The organism is Nocardia sp. NBC_01388 (assembly GCF_045040085.1).
Taxonomy (GTDB): domain Bacteria; phylum Actinomycetota; class Actinomycetes; order Mycobacteriales; family Mycobacteriaceae; genus Nocardia.
Map to the genome: position 1 here is coordinate 7225465 of NZ_CP109553.1, position 19674 is coordinate 7245138.

Annotated in this window: 13 protein-coding genes; 11 read left to right on the plus strand and 2 right to left on the minus strand. The window is 65.5% G+C overall.

The annotated features are described in order from the left end of the window. Positions 1-55 precede the first annotated feature (55 nt). From OG716_RS34610 to OG716_RS34660, 11 genes are all read left to right on the plus strand, one after another. Positions 56-1411 carry an MCE family protein gene (locus tag OG716_RS34610; protein WP_405134549.1) on the plus strand — a complete coding sequence of 452 codons (1356 nt, stop codon included), beginning with the start codon at positions 56-58 and terminating at the stop codon, positions 1409-1411. After that, positions 1408-2496 (plus strand): MlaD family protein, encoded by a 1089-nt coding sequence (locus OG716_RS34615; RefSeq protein WP_355129318.1) that lies wholly within the window; start codon positions 1408-1410, stop codon positions 2494-2496. Before OG716_RS34610 ends, OG716_RS34615 begins: the two co-directional genes overlap by 4 nt. Then, positions 2496-3503, plus strand: coding sequence for an MCE family protein (locus tag OG716_RS34620; protein WP_327142386.1), 1008 nt, complete (start codon positions 2496-2498; stop codon positions 3501-3503). Before OG716_RS34615 ends, OG716_RS34620 begins: the two co-directional genes overlap by 1 nt. 2 nt (positions 3504-3505) lie before the next feature. Then, positions 3506-4762, plus strand: a complete 1257-nt coding sequence (locus OG716_RS34625) for an MCE family protein (protein ID WP_327142385.1) — start codon at positions 3506-3508, stop codon at positions 4760-4762. Then, positions 4759-5979 (plus strand): MCE family protein, encoded by a 1221-nt coding sequence (locus OG716_RS34630; RefSeq protein ID WP_405134550.1) that lies wholly within the window; start codon positions 4759-4761, stop codon positions 5977-5979. Before OG716_RS34625 ends, OG716_RS34630 begins: the two co-directional genes overlap by 4 nt. Beyond that, a complete protein-coding gene (locus OG716_RS34635) occupies positions 5976-7217 on the plus strand; it encodes an MCE family protein (protein WP_405134551.1) in 1242 nt (413 codons plus the stop codon). Before OG716_RS34630 ends, OG716_RS34635 begins: the two co-directional genes overlap by 4 nt. Before the next feature lie 61 nt (positions 7218-7278). Next, positions 7279-8235 (plus strand): hypothetical protein, encoded by a 957-nt coding sequence (locus tag OG716_RS34640; RefSeq protein ID WP_405134552.1) that lies wholly within the window; start codon positions 7279-7281, stop codon positions 8233-8235. 12 nt (positions 8236-8247) lie between these two features. Beyond that, entirely contained in the window at positions 8248-9006 is a 759-nt protein-coding gene (locus OG716_RS34645) for a hypothetical protein (RefSeq protein ID WP_405134553.1), read from the plus strand. 610 nt (positions 9007-9616) lie between these two features. After that, complete coding sequence (locus OG716_RS34650) at positions 9617-13102, plus strand: DNA-directed RNA polymerase subunit beta (protein WP_327142380.1); 3486 nt, start codon at positions 9617-9619, stop codon at positions 13100-13102. Between the two features lie 108 nt (positions 13103-13210). Further along, positions 13211-17164 carry a DNA-directed RNA polymerase subunit beta' gene (locus OG716_RS34655; RefSeq protein WP_355129330.1) on the plus strand — a complete coding sequence of 1318 codons (3954 nt, stop codon included), beginning with the start codon at positions 13211-13213 and terminating at the stop codon, positions 17162-17164. 302 nt (positions 17165-17466) lie between these two features. After that, positions 17467-17931 (plus strand): hypothetical protein, encoded by a 465-nt coding sequence (locus OG716_RS34660; protein WP_405134554.1) that lies wholly within the window; start codon positions 17467-17469, stop codon positions 17929-17931. Positions 17932-17952: 21 nt separating this feature from the next. Here the strand turns inward: OG716_RS34660 and OG716_RS34665 are convergent, their stop codons facing one another. Together OG716_RS34665 and OG716_RS34670 are read right to left on the minus strand one after the other, a co-directional pair. Then, positions 17953-18630: a hypothetical protein gene (locus tag OG716_RS34665; RefSeq protein ID WP_405134555.1), complete on the minus strand. Its 678-nt coding sequence runs from the start codon at positions 18628-18630 to the stop codon at positions 17953-17955. 65 nt (positions 18631-18695) lie between these two features. Beyond that, positions 18696-19661, minus strand: coding sequence for a helix-turn-helix transcriptional regulator (locus tag OG716_RS34670; protein WP_405134556.1), 966 nt, complete (start codon positions 19659-19661; stop codon positions 18696-18698). Between the last annotated feature and the right edge of the window lie 13 nt (positions 19662-19674).

Here is a 19674-nt window from a genome sequence, read left to right on the forward strand (position 1 = left end):
AGGCGGCAGCTTGCGTGACCACGCAAGGCCCCCGTTCATCCCGGAGGGTGACAGCATGAGCAATCCGCAGCGGGTGGAGTTCTGGCGTTCGACCGAGAAGATCCGCTCCCGCACCCTCGGCGTGCTGTTCTTCGTGGTGGTGGCGTTGTTCCTGTGGACCACCATCGCGATCTACAACAAGCAGTTCGTCGAATCCGTCCGGGTGAATCTGCTGACCGATACCGTCGGAAATGCCTTGACCCGCAATGCGGATGTCAAGGTCCGCGGTGTCATGGTGGGCGAGGTGCGCTCCAGCTCGTACGACGGGCATCAGGTCACATTGGACCTGGCCATCGATCCGGCGAAGGCCGACAGGATTCCGGCCAATGTGACCGCACGGCTGCTCCCGAAGACACTCTTCGGTGAGCGCTATGTCGATCTGGTGTGGCCGGAGCAGCCCGACAGCCAGCACCTGAAGGCCGGCATGACACTGCATCAGGACACCAGTGGCCATGCCATCGAGGTGAGCCAGCTGCTGGATCATCTGCTGCCGCTGCTGCAGGCCGTTCCGCCGCAGTACCTCTCGTCCACGCTGGGCGCGGTCTCGCAGGCGCTGCAGGGGCAGGGCGAGGAGCTGGGCAAGACCATCGATCGTCTCGATGACATCTTCACCCAGGTCAATACCGAACTGCCCACGCTGCAGCAGGATCTGAAGAGCTTCGCCGATGTGGCCACCGTGTACTCCGACGCGGCTCCGCAGCTGGTGGACGCGCTGGACAATCTGCGCACCACGAATACGACCATCGTGCAGAAGCGTTCGCAGATCGACACCATGCTCGCGACGCTGACCCCGAGCTCGTCGGCGCTGGCCGACTTCCTGGTGGCCAACCGCGACAACATCATCGATGTGGCCGCCGATTCGCGGCCCGCACTCGAGGCACTCGCGAGGTTCTCGCCCGGTTACACCTGCGCACTGCGGAACTTCGCGCAGATGAAGCCGCGCATCGACGACATCTTCGGTAAGGGCACCGACCTGCCGGGTTCCCGCGTGACGATCGAGATCGTCAACGATCGCGGCCGCTACGTCCCCAATCAGGACGAGCCGCGCTGGTTCGATCCCCGTGGCGCGGTGTGCATTCCGGAGTACCCGCTGGGTACCGACCCGGGCCAGTACACGGACGGTTCCGCGAACGACGGCTCCTACCAGCCGCCCAGTCGCACCCCCGGTGACCAGGCCGTCGGAATCGTGCCCGCGGCGCAGTACAGGGTGTTCGGCCCGCAGCAGCCGACCACCGCCGGATCTCCGCAGGAGCAGCAGACGCTGAACACGATCTACGGTGCGGCCCAGGGTGTTTCGCCGGACCAGGTGCCCGGCTGGATTTCCCGCATCGCGGCCCCGGCCCTGCGCGGCAGTGAGGTGACGATCCGATGAGGGATACCCTGCGCGGCCTCGGCGGCACGCTGACCAAACTGGTGGTCTTCATCGTGGTGACGGTGCTGGCCACCGGCATCCTGGCGCTGACCATCGCCAACTACAGCGGTGGCGGCACCAAGTTCAATGCCCGCTTCACCGATGTGACCTCCCTGAACAAGGGAGACGAGGTGCGGATCGCCGGTGTGCGCGTCGGCAAGGTCACCAAGGTGACGATCGTGGACAAGCGGCTGGCGAACGTGGAGTTCGAGCTGACCGATCGTTCCTCGCTGCCGGCCTCGACCACCGCGGCCATCAAGTACCGGAACCTGGTGGGCCAGCGCTACATCGCGCTGGAGCAGGGCGCCGGCGAGCAGGGGCGCAAGATCAACAAGGGCGCCACCATCCCGCTGGAGCGCACCAAGCCGGCCCTGAATCTGACCGAGCTGTTCAACGGTTTCCGGCCGCTGTTCCAGACGCTCACCGCCGATGATGTGAACAAGCTGTCCTACAACATCATTCAGGTCTTCCAGGGCGAGAAGGGGACGATCAGGGATCTGGTCTCCACCACCGCCTCGCTCACCAACAAGATCGCCGACAAGGATGCGGTGATCGGCGCGGTGGTCAAGAACCTGAATGCCGTGCTGGACGCCGTCAATCAGCACGACGGCCAGTTGGACGCGCTGATCGTCAATACCGAGGCGCTGGTCACCGGGCTCAATGCCGATCGCGGCACCATCGGCTCGGCCATCACCTCGCTCGGCAATCTGGCGGAGGCCACCTCGGACCTGCTGGTGCCGGTGCGGCCGAATCTGCAGGGCGCCATCGCGGGCCTGAACCAGTTGACCGGTACGCTGAACAGCCGGTCCGACGAGGTCAACGAGGGTCTGGCCAATCTGCCCATCAAGATGGACAAGCTCGGCCGGGCCGCCAGCTACGGCTCCTGGTTCCAGTTCTACCTGTGCGGCATCGATATCGTCGCGGGTCCCGGCACGGCCGATGCGCCGCAGCTGAATCTGCCCCCGGCGATAACGAACCTGCCGACCGTCAATCAGCCGATCTATACGAATCCGGCTCCGCGCTGCCATGGGAAGGGAGGCCGCTGATGGACGATCGGGTAGTACTCGGTAAACGCAGTCCGGCGTTCATGGGCGGATTGGGCCTGCTCCTGGTGCTTTTGGTGACGGTGGCCGCATTCGGCCTCGACAAACTGCCGATTCTGGCCGCCGGCACCAAATACAGCGCCGAATTCTCCGAGGCCGCGGGCCTGCGCAAGGGCGATGAGGTGCGTATCGCCGGTGTGAAGGTCGGCCAGGTGCAGGATGTCGGCCTGGAGGGCGACAAGGTGCTGGTGGAATTCCGCACCCAGGATGCCTGGATCGGTGACGAGACCACCGCATCCATCCAGATCAAGACGCTGCTCGGGCAGAAGTACCTGGCACTCGATCCCAAGGGCACCAGCGCCGCCGATCCGGGCAAGACGATTCCCTTGGCGCGCACGGTGTCTCCGTATGACGTGGTGGACGCTTTCAGCGATGCCGCCTCCGATATCGAGAACACCGATACCGCACAGCTGGCCCAGAGTTTCCGGGTGCTGTCGGATGCGTTCTCGGAAACACCGGCTGATATTCGCGGTTCCATCGACGGCGTCGCACGCCTGTCGGAGTCGCTGGCCAAACGTGACGATCAGCTGAAGAAGCTGTTCGGCGCCACCAAGAAGACCTCCCAGGTGCTGGCCGATCGCAATGCCGAATTCGAGCGGCTGATCGGCAATGGCGGGCAGTTGCTCGCCGAGTTGAATATCCGTCAGCAGTCCATCGCGCAATTGCTGACCGGTGCGAAATCCGTTGCGGCCGAACTGACCGCGCTGGTGCACGACAACGAGGAGCAGATCGGCCCCGCGCTGACGAACCTCAAAAAGACCATCGACATGCTGAATGCCAACCAGGCGAACATCTCCAAGACGCTCACTCTGGCGGCGCCGTTCTACGGCTTGTACGCGAATGTGCTCGGTACCGGCCGCTGGTTCGACGCGGTCATCACCAACCTCATTCCGCCCGCCCTGCCCGATATTCCGGGCGACCGTCCGCCGATCCGAAAGATGGGAGGCTAGCAATGGCGAAGAATCCGCTGAACGCTCTGGCTGCGACCAGTACGAAGAGCAAGGTCATCGCCGGAGTCGCCGTCGTGGCGGTCGTGCTGGCCGGTGTGGCCTGGTGGGGATTCGACAGGCTCAACACCACCACCATCACCGCCTACTTCGACAAGTCCGTGGGCATCTACTCCGGATCGGACGTCCGCATCCTCGGGGTGCCGGTGGGCTCGGTCGATTCGGTGACGCCGGAGGGCGAGCAGGTCAAGGTCGTCATGTCGGTGGACCGCAAGTACGACGTCCCCGCCGACGCCAAGGCCGCGCAGATCACTCCGTCGGTCGTCTCGGACCGGTACATCCAGCTCGCGCCCGCCTACAAGAGCGGTCCGAAGATGGGGCGCAATGCCACCATCCCGAAGGACCGCACCGCCACCCCGGTGGAGGTGGACCGGCTCTACAAGAGCATCACCGAACTCTCGGATGCGTTGGGCCCCAACGGCGCCAATAAAGACGGCGCGGTCAACGATCTGGCGCGCTCCGCCTCGCAGAACCTCGCGGGCAATGGTGACGCGCTCGCCAACAGTTTCACGCAGCTGTCCAAAGCCGCTGCCACACTGTCGGATTCGCGCACGGACATCTTCGACACGGTGAAGAACCTGCAGCAGTTCGTGCATATGCTGGCCGATAACGACGCGCAGGTCCGCACGTTCAACACCCAGCTGTCCTCGCTGGCCGGATTCCTGTCCGACGAACGCCGCGACCTCGGTGACGCGCTGAATCTGCTGTCGATCGCGCTCGGTGATGTGGCCCGGTTCATCGACAACAATCGAGAACTGGTGCAGAACAACGCGGATGCGCTGACCTCGCTGACCAAGACCCTCGCCGATCAGCGCGACGATCTGGCCAAGGCGCTGCCGCTCATCCCGACCGCGCTGAGCAACCTCATCAATGTGCACAACGGTGAGACCGGCACCCTCGATATGCGGCCCAACTTCACCGATCTGCAGAACCCGTTCGGGACCATCTGCGAGCTGCTGGATCTGGGCAAGCTGCGGCCGGGCGATCCGAAGTTCGACGCCATCTCGCAGCAGCTCAAGCCGATTCTCGACAATTGCGGCATCATCACCAGTCAGCTCGCGGCGGGCGTCAAGACGCCGTCGCTGGTCCTGCCGTTCGGCATTCTCAGCGGTGACAACGAGCAGCGCAATGTCGCTCCCGGCACCGTCCCCGGCAACCAGTCCGATCAGCAGCCGCCGTCGCAGGGAGGTGGACAGCGATGAAAGCCACTCGAATCGGTGTGCTGGCCATGAGCATCGGCGCGGTGACGCTGCTGGTGAGCGGTTGCGGTACCGGTGTGTACGGCGTGCCGCTGCCCGGCGGCGCCAATGTCGGCGATCACCCCATGCATCTGGATATCCGCTTTTCCGATGTGCTGGATCTGGTTCCGCAGTCGAGCGTCAAGGTCGACGGTGTGGCCGTGGGCCGGGTGGACAAGATCGAACTCGCGCCGGACGGCTGGACCGCCAGCATCAAGGTGGTGGTGAATTCCTCCGTGAATCTGCCCGCCAATGCTCGGGCCGAGGTCAAGCAGACCAATCTGCTCGGTGAGAAGTTCATCGAATTGTCCTCGCCCGCAAACGATCCGGAGCCCGATCGGTTGAAGGACGGCTCGACCATCAAGGTCGAGAACACCCGCACGGCCACCGAGGTCGAACAGGTGCTCGGCGCACTGTCGCTGCTGCTCAACGGTGGTGGCGTCGCGCAGCTGCAGCCCATCGTCTCGGAGCTCAACAAGGCGCTCGACGGCCGCGACAACAAGGTCCGCGATCTGCTCGAGCAGGCGAATACGCTGATCAGCGGTCTCAATGACCAGGTCGGCGACATCACCCGCGCGCTGGACAAGCTCGACACCCTCAGCACCCGGGTCGGCGCCCAGACCGAGCAGATCGGCAAGGTGCTCGACGAGCTGCCGCAGGGCATCAAGATTCTGAACGAGCAACGGCCGCAACTGATTCAGCTGCTCAGCCAGCTGGATCGGGTGGGCCAGGCCGGAATCGACGTGCTCGATCATTCCAAGGACAACCTGATCCAGGACCTCAGCTCGCTGCGGCCCACGCTGCAGGCGCTCGGTGCGTCCGCCGATGATCTGGTGACCGCGTTCCCGCTCATTCCGACCTACCCGTTCCCGGATGAGGCCATCAAGTCCTCGTTCGGCGGTCAGGTCAACACCTTCCTGTCCGTGGACCTCCAGGTCGGCACGCTGCTGTCGAATCTCGGTGTGGGCAAACCGGATCCGCAGTACCTGCCGCCGAACGGCCGGCAGGTGAACGTCGATCCGACCAACCCGTACTACAACGGCAACGGCCCGCGCGGCGGGTGGCCCACCATCTCGCTGCTGCCGCTGCCGCCCACCGTGGCGCGTCCCACCGACCAGCCCGGTCCGACCGATCCGCTGGGATCGATCCTGCAACAGCTGGGAGTGGGTGGTCCGCGATGAGCCGTCTGGTGCGCAACCAGCTGATTCTGTTCGTGATCATCGCGGTGCTCGGCGTCAGCTTCGTCGGCGCCAAGTACGTGCGACTGAACAATCTGCTCGGCTTCGGCCTCTACAAGGTCACCCTGCAGATGCCGGAGACCGGCAATCTGTCCAAGGGCGCCGAGGTGTCCTACCGCGGTGTGCCGGTGGGCCGGGTCGGCAATCTCGACATCACGCCCGACGGTGTGGTGGTCACGCTCGAAATGGATTCCGGTAAGCCGAAGGTGCCCGCGAGCGCCAAGGCCGTGGTCGCCGACCGCTCCGCCATCGGCGAGCAGTACGTGGACCTGCAGCCGACCAGCAATGGTTCGCCGTATCTGAAGGACGGTTCGGTCATCGTCGGTGCGACGCTGCCGATCCATGTCGAGGATTTGCTCGCCAGCGTCGACGGTTTCGCGAAGTCCACCGACCTGGCGGCGCTCAGCACCGCCGTGACGGAACTGGGCAAGGCGTTCGACGGCAAGGGCAATGATCTGCGGGTGCTGGTGGACTCGCTCAACAAGTTCACCGCCACCGGCGTGGAATCGCTGCCGCAGACCCTCGCCCTGATCCGGGATGCCCGCGGTGTGCTGGCCACCCAGGCCGAGCAGGGTCCGGCCATCCTGAACTTCAGCGACGGCCTGGACAAGCTGACCGCACAGCTCAAGTCGAGTGATCCGGATATCCGCCGGCTCATCGGCACCGGCACCGATGCGGGCAGTCAGCTCTCCAGCCTGCTGAAGGAGAGCGGTCCCTCGCTCACCCAGGACCTCACCAATCTGCGCACGCTGCTGCTGACCGTCTCGCCGAAGTTCTACGCGCTCGGCCCGGTGCTGCAGATGCTGCCGCTGCTCTCGATCGGCGCCTCGGCGACGGCGCCCGGCGACGGCACCACCCACTTCGGCCTGGTGCTCGAGACCAACAATCCGCCCGCCTGCACCGTCGGCTACGAGGGCACCAAGGCCATCATCGATCAGATGAAGGCGCAGAACCCCAAGTTCGACGACACCCGCGACGACTTCCCGTTCAACACCGACGCGAAATGCACTGCGCCACAAGGCAGTGACACCGCGGTGCGCGGCGGGGCGCATGCCGAGCAGGCCGACCCCAGCCTGTCGCAGCCGTGGGATGACAAGCCCAAGACCGACCCGGAGAAGCTCAATCTGAACCCGGTCGCGAATCAGCTCGCAACGCTCATGGGCGTCACCCCGAAGCGGTGACGCAGCGTGGTAATGCGCACAGCCGGACGGTGATGCGCGGAGAGGAAAGTATGGTGTCGGCGTGAGTCAGCAAAAGGACAGCAATCCGGAGGTCGATCTCGGCGAGCCGACCGCCACACCGGTCGGCGAGAGCCATCCGGAGGCCGGCGTCGCCGCCGGTCCGCAGCCCGAGGATGCGGCCGAGGCCGCAGCCGACGGCACGTCCGCCGCTGCCGCCGCCACCGATGAGCCCGTCACCGGTGCTGAGCCTGAGCCCGTCACCGGTGCTGAGCCTGAGCCCGTCACCGGTGCTGAGCCTGAGCCCGTCGCCGGTGCCGAGTCCGGGGCTGCCGCTGGTGAGACCGCTGCCAAGGCGCAGTCGAAGCCGGACCGCGATGCCGCCTCCGCTGAATCCGATTCTGCCGCAAGCGGATCCGCCGGCAAGGCAGGTTTCGGCACCCGCAAGGCCGTGACCCTCGGCTCGATCGCCCTGCTGGCGGTCGCCGCGGTCGCCGCGGCCTGGTTCGGCGGCACCTGGATCGTCGGCGGGCTGCTGCGCGACCGGCCCCGGGCCGAGGCGCGGGACGCGGCGCTGGTCGCCGCGCAGCAGGCCGCCATCAACATCACCTCGATGAATCTGAAGGACATCAACGGCTCGGTGGCGCTGGCCCGTTCGTCGATGACCGGCGACCTGCTCGCCGCCTCCGACAAGGGTGATGCGCAGATCAAGAAGTCGGCCGCGGACTCCAATGTGAATTCGACCGCCAAGGTGGTCGGTGGCGCGGTCACCGAGCTGAATTCCGAACGCGATCATGCCGCCGCGCTGGTCGTGTTCGAGGTGACCGAATCAGGCCCCGACAAGCCCGCCGACAAGTTCCGCTACACCTGGCAGGTCGATGTGACCCTGGACAAGGGTGTGTGGAAGGCCGATCAGGTGCAGTCGGTGGCGGATCCGGTCGCGCTCGGCTCGGCCGCGCCGCAGAACCCGGCCCCGGCCACCACCGCGCCCCAGCCGGCGAACCCGCAACCGGGCAACTAGGAGACCGCGATCATGGCCAATAAACGCCCCGTCAATCGCGTCAGCCCGAAGCGCCGACCGGCCGCGCAGCGCAGCTCCGGCTCCCGGACCACCGCCGCCGACCTCCGCGGCGCCGAGACCCCGCGCCCCGCCGCCGAACGGGTGCCCACCGGCGCTCGTGGCGCGAAGTCGCGCTTCGGTGCCAGCCGTGGCGCCGAGGGCGCCAGCCGCGGTCCCGATCTTTCGAAGAAATCCTCCGCAAAGTCCCAGCGCACGCCGAGCACCCCCGGCGGCGTCTGGCGGACCTGGCGCACCGCGATCCTCTGCACGGTCGCGGCCGTCCTTTTGGCGGTCGTCGCGATCGTCGGCTTCCTGCGCCCCGGTGCCAACGACAGCAATCAGGCCTTCCTCGACAACAGTTCCACCAACGAGGTCAAGGCCGCCGCCACGAACGCCTTGACGACGCTCTACGCCTACAAGGCCGATTCGATCGACAAGGACAAGTGGAAGGCCGCGGTCAGTGCGGTGGTGACCGAGAAGATGAGCAACGACTTCCAGAAGTACATGGACACCACCGTCAATTCGATCAAGCAGGCCCAGGCCGACACCGTGGTCAAAACGGATCCGATCGGCGTGACCATGCTCACCGCCGATCGTGCTGAACTGCTGCTCAACCTGAATGTCTCCACCGTGAAGGGCGGCCAGCCCGCGCCCCTCGCCTCGGGTCCGATCGTGCTGCGTATGCAGAAGATCAACGGCCACTGGCTGGCCTCCGAAATCGCCGACAACTAGGCGGGCCCGGCTCTTCTCGGCGGGCCGGAACCGGCCCCTGAACGGGCGGTGTATCGCCTGGACCGCGGTACCGGACCGGTCGCTCCCAGCGATCTTGTAGTGGTGCAGGCGATTCCGTGGTTTGTCAACTTCTCGCGCCACTTGACGAGTTTCGTCCGACCCGTCACGCTATTCACAACAGCGGCGGCTGTCACAGGGGAACCAGACGCCGGCGAGGCCCTCGAGGAACGCAGCCAGCGGACAGCGGAGCCAGTCGGCAGAGGTGTGGCGGCGTCGCTGAGCGGTACCCGATCTCATCGCTGTGCGGTGTTCGATCGGCCGCCGGTGGTGTTCCACCTCACTGCGATGCGGTGTGGTCACCGCCGCGACACGCTTCGGCGCGTTAGCCCTCCGGGGTTCACCACGGGTGGTACTTTGACACCCCCGTAGGTTTGGGTGTAGTTTTGGACGTTGCGCTGGCTGCCTCCTGTCCATACCTTGATCGCATCGTCGAAAGTTCCACCTTCCGGTGTTACTTCCGCTGTTTGCTGTTCGGGTTTCGTTCGGGTGCTACCAGCGGAATTCGTAGCAGACAAGCGACGGTCGCGGACCACCACGCGACGCGCGTGAGGTGCTGGAAGGACGCATCTTGGCAGTCTCCACCCAGACCAAGGCCGGTATTCCCGGAGCCCCGAAGCGGGTGTCTTTCGCGAAGATTCGTGAGCCCCTCGAGGTTCCGGGTCTTCTCGATCTACAAACCGACTCGTTCGCCTGGCTGGTCGGTTCACCGACTTGGCGGGAAAAGGCAGTCGCCCGAGGCGACGTCAACCCCTTCGGTGGGCTCGAGGAGGTGCTCGAGGAGCTTTCGCCGATCGAGGATTTCTCCGGTTCCATGTCGCTGTCCTTCTCCGACCCACGCTTCGAAGAGGTCAAGGCCTCCATCGAAGAGTGCAAGGACAAGGACATGACCTACGCGGCGCCGTTGTTCGTCACCGCGGAGTTCATCAACAACAACACCGGTGAGATCAAGTCTCAGACGGTCTTCATGGGCGATTTCCCGATGATGACCGACAAGGGCACGTTCATCATCAACGGCACCGAGCGCGTCGTCGTATCGCAGCTGGTCCGTTCGCCGGGCGTGTACTTCGACGACACCATCGACAAGTCCACCGAGAAGACGCTGCACTCCGTGCGTGTCATCCCCTCGCGTGGTGCGTGGCTGGAGTTCGACGTCGACAAGCGCGACACCGTCGGTGTGCGTATCGACCGCAAGCGCCGTCAGCCGGTCACCGTGCTGCTGAAGGCGCTGGGTCTCACGGCCGAGGAGATCGTCGAGCGTTTCGGCTTCTCCGAGATCATGATGTCCACCCTGGAGAAGGACAGCACTCCGGGCCAGGACGAGGCGCTGCTCGACATCTACCGCAAGCTGCGCCCGGGCGAGCCGCCGACGAAGGAATCCGCGCAGACCCTGCTGGAGAACCTGTTCTTCAAGGAGAAGCGCTACGACCTGGCTCGTGTCGGCCGCTACAAGGTCAACAAGAAGCTGGGCCTGAATCTGGACCAGCCGGTGGTCGGTTCGACGCTGACGAAGGAAGACATCGTCGCGACGATCGAGTACCTGGTGCGCCTGCACCAGGGCGACCGGACCATGACCGCCCCCGGCGGCCAGGAAGTTCCGGTCGGCGTCGATGACATCGACCACTTCGGTAACCGTCGTCTGCGTACCGTCGGCGAGCTCATCCAGAACCAGATCCGCGTCGGCCTCTCGCGTATGGAACGCGTTGTCCGCGAGCGTATGACGACTCAGGACGTCGAGGCGATCACGCCGCAGACCCTGATCAACATCCGTCCCGTGGTCGCCGCGATCAAGGAGTTCTTCGGAACTTCGCAGCTGTCGCAGTTCATGGACCAGAACAACCCGCTCTCGGGTCTGACCCACAAGCGCCGCCTGTCGGCGCTGGGCCCGGGTGGTCTGTCCCGTGAGCGTGCCGGTCTGGAAGTTCGTGACGTCCACCCGTCGCACTACGGCCGCATGTGCCCGATCGAGACTCCGGAAGGCCCGAACATCGGCCTGATCGGTTCGCTGTCGGTGTACGCGCGGGTCAACCCGTTCGGTTTCATCGAGACCCCGTACCGCAAGGTCGCGAACGGCCGCGTCACCGATGAGGTCAAGTACCTCACCGCCGACGAGGAAGACCGCCACATCCGGGCCCAGGCGAACTCGCCTGTCGACCTGGACGGCAACTTCCTCGAGGAGCGCGTCCTCGCCCGCCACGGTAACGAGGAAATGGAATACGTCGACGCGAACGCGGTCGACTACATGGATGTCTCACCGCGCCAGATGGTTTCGGTCGCGACCGCCATGATTCCGTTCCTCGAGCACGACGATGCCAACCGTGCCCTCATGGGTGCGAACATGCAGCGTCAGGCCGTGCCGCTGGTCCGTTCCGAGTCGCCGCTGGTCGGCACCGGCATGGAACTGCGTGCCGCGGTCGATGCCGGCGATGTCGTCGTGAACCAGAAGGCCGGTGTGGTGGAAGAGGTTTCGGCCGACTTCATCACCGTCATGCACGACGACGGCACCCGCCGTTCGTACCGCATGCGCAAGTTCGAGCGCTCCAACCAGGGCACCTGTGCCAACCAGCGTCCGATCGTGGACGAGGGTCTGCGCGTGGAAGCCGGGCATGTGCTCGCCGACGGCCCCTGCACCCAGAACGGTGAGATGGCGCTGGGCAAGAACCTGCTCGTGGCGATCATGCCGTGGGAAGGCCACAACTACGAGGACGCGATCATTCTGTCGCAGCGCCTCGTGGAGGATGACGTGCTCACCTCGATTCACATCGAGGAGCACGAAATCGATGCTCGCGACACCAAGCTGGGCGCCGAGGAGATCACCCGGGATATCCCGAACGTCTCCGACGAGGTGCTCGCGGATCTCGACGAGCGCGGCATCGTCCGCATCGGCGCCGAGGTTCGTGACGGCGACATCCTGGTCGGCAAGGTCACCCCGAAGGGTGAAACCGAGCTGACCCCCGAGGAGCGCCTGCTGCGCGCCATCTTCGGTGAGAAGGCCCGCGAGGTTCGCGATACCTCCCTCAAGGTGCCGCACGGCGAGTCCGGCAAGGTCATCGGCGTCCGCGTGTTCTCGCGTGACGACGACGACGATCTGCCTCCCGGCGTCAATGAGCTGGTGCGCGTGTACGTCGCGCAGAAGCGCAAGATCCAGGACGGCGACAAGCTGGCCGGCCGCCACGGCAACAAGGGTGTTATCGGCAAGATCCTGCCGCAGGAGGACATGCCCTTCCTGCCGGACGGAACTCCGGTCGACATCATCCTGAACACGCACGGTGTGCCGCGTCGTATGAACATCGGTCAGGTGCTGGAAACCCATCTGGGTTACATCGCCAAGACCGGCTGGCAGGTCGACGGTGAGCCGGAGTGGGCGCGCAAGCTCCCCGAGGAGATGCTCGGTCAGCCCGCTGACACGAATATCGCCACCCCGGTCTTCGACGGTGCGCGCGAGGAGGAGCTGACGGGCCTGCTGGCCTCGACGCTGCCGAACCGCGACGGCGAGAAGATGATCGACGACAACGGCAAGGCCGTACTGCTGGACGGCCGCTCCGGCGAGCCGTTCCCGTACCCGGTCTCGGTCGGCTACATGTACATCCTGAAGCTGCACCACCTGGTGGACGACAAGATCCACGCGCGTTCGACGGGTCCGTACTCGATGATCACGCAGCAGCCCCTCGGTGGTAAGGCCCAGTTCGGTGGTCAGCGCTTCGGTGAAATGGAGTGCTGGGCCATGCAGGCGTACGGCGCCGCCTACACCCTGCAGGAACTGCTCACCATCAAGTCCGACGATGTTGTCGGCCGCGTAAAGGTTTACGAGGCGATCGTCAAGGGCGAGAACATTCCGGAGCCCGGTATTCCGGAGTCGTTCAAGGTGTTGCTCAAGGAGCTCCAGTCGCTGTGCCTGAACGTCGAGGTGCTGTCCTCGGACGGCGCCGCGATCGAAATGCGCGATGGCGATGATGAGGACCTGGAGCGCGCTGCGGCGAACCTGGGTATCAACCTGTCCCGCAACGAGGCTGCGACGGTCGACGACCTGGCGCAGTAAGAGCGATCGGTCCGGGAGCGCTTCCGGCATTTGCTGAAAAGCGCTCCCGGGCAACGGATTTAGCGACTTTTGCTCATACTTGAACCCGAACAGGGGAAAGGAAGTTACGTGCTAGACGTCAACTTCTTCGATGAACTCCGGATCGGCCTGGCCTCCGCTGACGACATCCGACAGTGGTCGTTCGGCGAGGTGAAGAAGCCGGAGACCATCAATTACCGCACGCTCAAGCCCGAGAAGGACGGCTTGTTCTGCGAGAAGATCTTCGGTCCCACCCGGGACTGGGAGTGCTACTGCGGTAAGTACAAGCGCGTCCGCTTCAAGGGCATCATCTGCGAGCGCTGTGGTGTCGAGGTGACTCGCGCCAAGGTGCGTCGTGAGCGCATGGGCCACATCGAGCTGGCCGCTCCGGTCACGCACATCTGGTACTTCAAGGGTGTCCCGTCCCGTCTGGGCTACCTGCTGGATCTGGCGCCGAAGGATCTGGAAAAGATCATCTACTTCGCCGCCTACGTGATCGTCGGCGTCGATACCGAGCTGCGCCACAACGAACTCTCCACTCTCGAAGCCGAGATGGAGGTCGAGAAGAAGAACCTCGCCGATCAGCGTGATGCCGATCTCGAGGCCCGCGCCCAGAAGCTCGAGGCAGACATTGCCGAGCTCGAGGCCGAGGGCGCCAAGTCCGACGTCCGCCGCAAGGTGAAGGACGGCGGCGAGCGTGAGATGCGCCAGCTGCGCGACCGCGCCCAGCGTGAGCTGGACCGGCTCGACGAGATCTGGACCACCTTCACCAAGCTTGCGGTGAAGCAGCTGATCATCGACGAGATCATCTATCGCGAGCTGCAGGACCGCTACGGCGAGTACTTCACCGGAGCCATGGGCGCCGAGGCGATCCAGAAGCTCATGGAGCAGTTCGACATCCCGGCCGAGGCCGAGAACCTGCGCGAGACGATCCGTACGGGCAAGGGCCAGAAGAAGCTTCGCGCGCTGAAGCGTCTGAAGGTTGTCGCCGCGTTCCAGATGAACGGCAACTCGCCCATGGGCATGGTGCTGGACGCTGTCCCGGTGATCCCGCCGGAGCTGCGCCCGATGGTCCAGCTGGACGGTGGCCGCTTCGCGACCTCCGACCTCAACGACCTGTACCGCCGCGTCATCAACCGCAACAACCGTTTGAAGCGACTGATCGATCTGGGTGCGCCCGAGATCATCGTGAACAACGAGAAGCGCATGCTTCAGGAGTCGGTGGACGCGCTGTTCGACAACGGCCGTCGTGGCCGTCCGGTCACCGGTCCGGGTAACCGCCCGCTGAAGTCCCTGAGCGATCTGCTCAAGGGCAAGCAGGGTCGTTTCCGGCAGAACCTGCTGGGCAAGCGTGTCGACTACTCGGGCCGTTCGGTCATCGTGGTCGGTCCGCAGCTCAAGCTGCACCAGTGTGGTCTGCCGAAGCTGATGGCGCTCGAGCTGTTCAAGCCGTTCGTCATGAAGCGCCTGGTGGATCTCAACCACGCGCAGAACATCAAGTCCGCCAAGCGGATGGTCGAGCGTCAGCGCGCTCAGGTGTGGGACGTCCTCGAAGAGGTCATCTCCGAGCACCCGGTGCTGCTGAACCGCGCGCCCACCCTGCACCGCCTGGGTATCCAGGCCTTCGAGCCGCTGCTGGTCGAAGGCAAGGCAATCCAGCTGCACCCGCTCGTGTGTGAGGCGTTCAACGCCGACTTCGACGGTGACCAGATGGCCGTGCACCTTCCGCTGTCCGCGGAGGCGCAGGCCGAGGCTCGCATCCTGATGCTGTCCTCGAACAACATCCTGTCGCCCGCCTCGGGTCGTCCGCTCGCCATGCCGCGTCTGGACATGGTGACCGGTCTGTACTACCTGACTCGCCTGCAGGAGGGCGCGAAGGGTGAGTACCGCGAGGGCTCCAAGGATCACGCCGAGTTCGGTGTGTACTCCTCGCCGGCCGAGGCGCAGATGGCTGTCGACCGCGGTGAGCTCACCGTGCGTTCGCAGATCAAGGTGCGCCTGACCGAGCAGCGTCCGGAGAAGGAGATCGAAGCCGAGCTCTTCCCGAACGGCTGGAAGCGCGGCGACGCGTGGCTCGCGAAGACCACGCTGGGTCGCGTCATCTTCAACGAGCTGCTCCCGGCGGACTACGCGTTCATCAACGAGCAGATGCCGAAGAAGCGTCAGGCGACGATCATCAACGATCTGGCCGAGCGCTACCCGATGATCGTGGTCGCGCAGACGGTCGACAAGCTGAAGGACTCGGGCTTCTACTGGGCCACGCGTTCCGGCGTCACCGTCGCCATGTCGGACGTTCTGGTTCCGCCGGAGAAGCCCGAGATCATGGCGCGCTACGACGCGCAGGCCGATCAGATCGAGAAGAAGTACCAGCGTGGCGCGCTCGATCACTCCGAGCGCAACAACGCCCTGGTCAAGATCTGGCAGGAAGCGACCGAAGAAGTCGGTCAGTCCATGCGTGCGCACTACCCGCCGGACAACCCGATCATCACGATCGTCGAGTCGGGCGCCACGGGTAACTTCACCCAGACTCGTACCCTCGCGGGTATGAAGGGCCTGGTGACGAACCCGAAGGGTGAGTTCATCCCGCAGCCGATCAAGTCCTCCTTCCGTGAGGGCCTGACGGTTCTGGAGTACTTCATCAACACCCACGGTGCTCGAAAGGGTCTGGCCGACACCGCGCTTCGTACCGCCGACTCGGGTTACCTGACCCGTCGTCTGGTGGACGTGTCGCAGGACGTCATCGTTCGCGAGACCGACTGTGGCACCGAGCGCGGCATCATGGTGGCGATCGCGGAGAAGCAGGCCGACGGCTCGCTCATCCGGGACGCGCACGTGGAGACCAGCACCTACGCTCGTACGCTGGCCACCGACGCGCTGGACGCCAAGGGCAACGTCATCATCGAGAAGGGTCACGATCTCGGCGACCCGGCTCTGGATGCGCTGCTCGAGGCCGGCATCACCGAGGTGAAGGTCCGCTCCGTGCTGACCTGCACCACCGGCACCGGCGTGTGTGCGACCTGCTACGGCCGCTCGATGGCGACCGGCAAGCTGGTCGATATCGGTGAGGCTGTCGGTATCGTCGCCGCGCAGTCCATCGGTGAGCCCGGTACCCAGCTCACCATGCGTACCTTCCACCAGGGTGGTGTCGCGGGCGAGGACATCACCGGCGGTCTGCCCCGGGTGCAGGAGCTCTTCGAGGCTCGTGTGCCGAAGGGCAAGGCCCCCATCGCGGAGGTCTCCGGCCGGGTGCGCATGGAGGACGACGACCGCTTCTACAAGATCACCGTCATTCCCGACGATGGTTCCGAAGAAGTGTTGTACGACAAGCTCTCCAAGCGTCAGCGTCTGCGGGTGTTCAAGCACGAGGACGGTTCCGAGCGCCTGCTCGCCGATGGCGATCATGTCGAGGTCGGCCAGCAGCTGCTGGAAGGCTCCGCGGATCCGCACGAGGTGCTGCGCGTGATGGGCCCCCGTCAGGTGCAGATCCACCTGGTGCACGAGGTCCAGGAGGTGTACCGGTCGCAGGGTGTTTCCATCCACGACAAGCACATCGAGGTCATCGTTCGCCAGATGCTGCGCCGCGTCACCATCATCGATTCGGGTGCGACGGAGTTCCTGCCCGGTTCGCTGGTCGAGCGCGCGGAGTTCGAGAACTCGAACCGCCGCGTGGTCGCTGAGGGTTCCGAGCCGGCTTCCGGCCGTCCGGTCCTGATGGGTATCACCAAGGCATCGCTGGCCACCGATTCGTGGCTCTCGGCGGCCTCCTTCCAGGAGACCACCCGGGTGCTCACCGACGCGGCCATCAACTGCCGCTCCGACAAGCTGATCGGCTTGAAGGAGAACGTGATCATCGGCAAGCTGATCCCGGCCGGTACCGGTATCAACCGCTACCGCAACATCACGGTTCAGCCGACCGAAGAGGCGCGCCAGGCCGCGTACGCGGTGCCGTCCTACGACGACACCTACTACAGCCCGGACGGCTTCGGCACCACCACCGGTGCCGCAGTCCCGCTGGACGACTACGGCTTCAGCGACTACCGCTGAATCCCTAGCTGAGGCACAAACATTCGGCCCCCGCTCCGTTTCGGAGCGGGGGCCGCTTGCCGTTCAGGGCCGGACCGTACAGCCTGCCTCCGGCCCGGCAGCCCGCATCGCAATCGCACGGCACTCATCGGCGCTGTGCGATTGCGATGCGGGCTGCGCGGTTTCGAGGTGGTCGTGCGGTTCGAGGGCGCTGGCGATCTTGTCCGGTCGCAATCGGGCGAATCGGAGAGGGCGAGGGGTTTGCCGAGTAGGCTCGTCAGTGCCTGAAGTGACGTGGTGATTCCTCGGTGGGAGGGGTTGGCGTGGGAGCTTTTCGGAGTGTGATCGCGGTGGTGCTGGGTGGAGCGCTGCTGTCGCTCGCAGGGGGCGCCGCTGCGGCGACCGCGCAGGCCGCGGGGCTCGGAGGGTGCGCGCAGGGGAATGTGCTGACCGGGAACCGAATGCCCGGCACCGGGAGCGCGGGGCAGAGTGTGCGGCGGGCGGCGGATCTGTGGGGATGTTCCAGTTCCCTGTTGCCCGGCATCGGTTCCGGGCATTTCTCCGCTGAGCTGCCGTGGCTCGGGTTCGGGACACCCACGTCGGGGACGTTCACCTGGTCGGATGGCAGTGTCAGCACTGCGACGGGGTTGCCCAATACGCTGTGGACGATTACGTCCGGGCCCGCGAGTGGGCACACCCTTCAGTTCCGGCTCGATTGGCCGATGAACGGCGATTGGTATTACACCGACAACAGCATGGCCGTTGCCGGTGCGACCTTCGTGCAGTAGTCCTGCGTCAGTGAGTCTGTGTCAGTTGGGTTGCGCGGCAGCGGGATCGGCGGCGGGCGCGATGCCGGGGACAACGCTGTCGGCATAGGTGAGGGCGGCGTCGATGGCGGGCTGGCCGCCCGACTGCTGCAGGCCCAGGGCCCCGCCGATGAGGGCGCCGACAACGAGGCCGATCGGTGCGGTGATGAAGTCCAGGACGAACAGGCCCGCGGGGAAGCCGAGCAGGAAGCCGATGGCGCCGCCGATGGCCGCGCCGGTGGCGACCGCGGGCATATTGGCCTGCACCACATCGAAGAAGCGCTGCTGGGCGTCGATATCGCGCAGCGGGGTGGCGGATTCGGCGACGGGGGTGAGGGTGAGCCGCCGGTTGTCGGTGTCGATGGCCGGGGTGAGTGCGAGGGTTTTGCCGGCGATATCGTATTTCAGTGGGACGGTGGCGATTACGCGTCCGGCGTCATCGGTGGCGATGACCGCCTCGCCGTCCCAGGTGGTCAGAAAGCGCCCGGTCTGCAGGGTGCCGATGGTGGAGCGGTGATCGTCGGAGAGCGCCACCTGATAGGCGATGCCGTGATCGGTGCCCTGGACGGTGAGCGGTGTCGCGGCCGGCGCGGGTGCGGGCTCGGCGGTAGCTGTAGCGCTGACGGTGACAGCGGCCGTCAGGCAAAGTAGCGCTGGCGCGATGGCCCTGGTCATTCCCATGGAGGTGAAACGTACCCGGGCCGGGTGGGGGAGCGGAACCCCGCGGCGCATATGCGCCGCTCCGCTCACTTTCCGGTGAGGGCGCGGGTGATGCGGTCCCCGGCGGCGCGCAATTCCGCTGTCAGCTCCGGTGAGTCGCGAACCTCGAGCTCGAACCCGAGTGAGATCAGTTGTGCGGCAAGCCATTCGGGAGCGTCATCGCGTTCACCGGCCATGCGGCAGGTCTCGGTGTCGATGGCGGTGATCTCGCCCGGCTGGTCGCCCACCCGGCCTGCCACCCGGTAGCTGGGTGCGTGGATGATCACATCGACGCGGTAGGTCCCTGTGCCCCAATCGGTCCGGTCGCCGGCGATATAGGCGGCGGCATCGGCGGCGGGCAGTTCCCGGGGTGTGAAGCGGGCTCCGGTGGGCTGTGGCGATTCCACGCGATCCACCCGGAAACTGCGCCAGGCCTGGCGATCCAGATCGAATCCGACCAGGTACCAGCGCCGTTGGTTGGTTGCGAGGCCGATCGGTTCGATATTGCGCCGCGATTCGGCGCCCTTCGCATCCCGATAGGCGAATCGCACCCGTTCGTGATTGGTGATGGTCGCGGCGAGGGTGGCGAGCACCTCCGGGTCGGCGGTCGGCCCGGCCGGGCTGAATGTGGCGGTGGCCGCACCGATTACGCGCACCCGGCGGCGCAGTTTGGCGGGCAGCACCTGTTCGAGCTTGGCGAGCGCGCGCACCGAGGCCTCTTCGATTCCCGCCACGGCCTGTCCGGCGGCGGCCCGCAGTCCGACCGCGATGGCAATGGCCTCCTCGTCGTCGAGTACCAGCGGCGGCATGGCGGCCCCGGCTGTCAGCCGGTATCCGCCGGTGACGCCGAGCGTTGCCTCGACCGGATAGCCGAGCTCTCGCAACCGGTCGATATCCCGGCGTACCGTCCGATCACTGACCCCGAGCTTTTCGGCCAGCTCGCTCCCCGGCCATTCTCGGGGAGTCTGCAGCAGGGACAGCAGTTGCAGCAGCCGCGCCGGTGTATCGCTCATACGCTCAATGATC

What these genes read in the sequence shown, in the direction of transcription:
- OG716_RS34610 (WP_405134549.1), top strand. Translation starts at nt 56, where the DNA reads ATGAGCAATCCGCAGCGGGTGGAGTTCTGGCGTTCGACCGAGAAGATC.
- OG716_RS34615 (WP_355129318.1), top strand. Translation starts at nt 1,408, where the DNA reads ATGAGGGATACCCTGCGCGGCCTCGGCGGCACGCTGACCAAACTGGTG.
- OG716_RS34620 (WP_327142386.1), top strand. Translation starts at nt 2,496, where the DNA reads ATGGACGATCGGGTAGTACTCGGTAAACGCAGTCCGGCGTTCATGGGC.
- OG716_RS34625 (WP_327142385.1), top strand. Translation starts at nt 3,506, where the DNA reads ATGGCGAAGAATCCGCTGAACGCTCTGGCTGCGACCAGTACGAAGAGC.
- OG716_RS34630 (WP_405134550.1), top strand. Translation starts at nt 4,759, where the DNA reads ATGAAAGCCACTCGAATCGGTGTGCTGGCCATGAGCATCGGCGCGGTG.
- OG716_RS34635 (WP_405134551.1), top strand. Translation starts at nt 5,976, where the DNA reads ATGAGCCGTCTGGTGCGCAACCAGCTGATTCTGTTCGTGATCATCGCG.
- OG716_RS34645 (WP_405134553.1), top strand. Translation starts at nt 8,248, where the DNA reads ATGGCCAATAAACGCCCCGTCAATCGCGTCAGCCCGAAGCGCCGACCG.
- OG716_RS34665 (WP_405134555.1), bottom strand. Translation starts at nt 18,630, where the DNA reads ATGGGAATGACCAGGGCCATCGCGCCAGCGCTACTTTGCCTGACGGCC.
- OG716_RS34670 (WP_405134556.1), bottom strand. Translation starts at nt 19,661, where the DNA reads ATGAGCGATACACCGGCGCGGCTGCTGCAACTGCTGTCCCTGCTGCAG.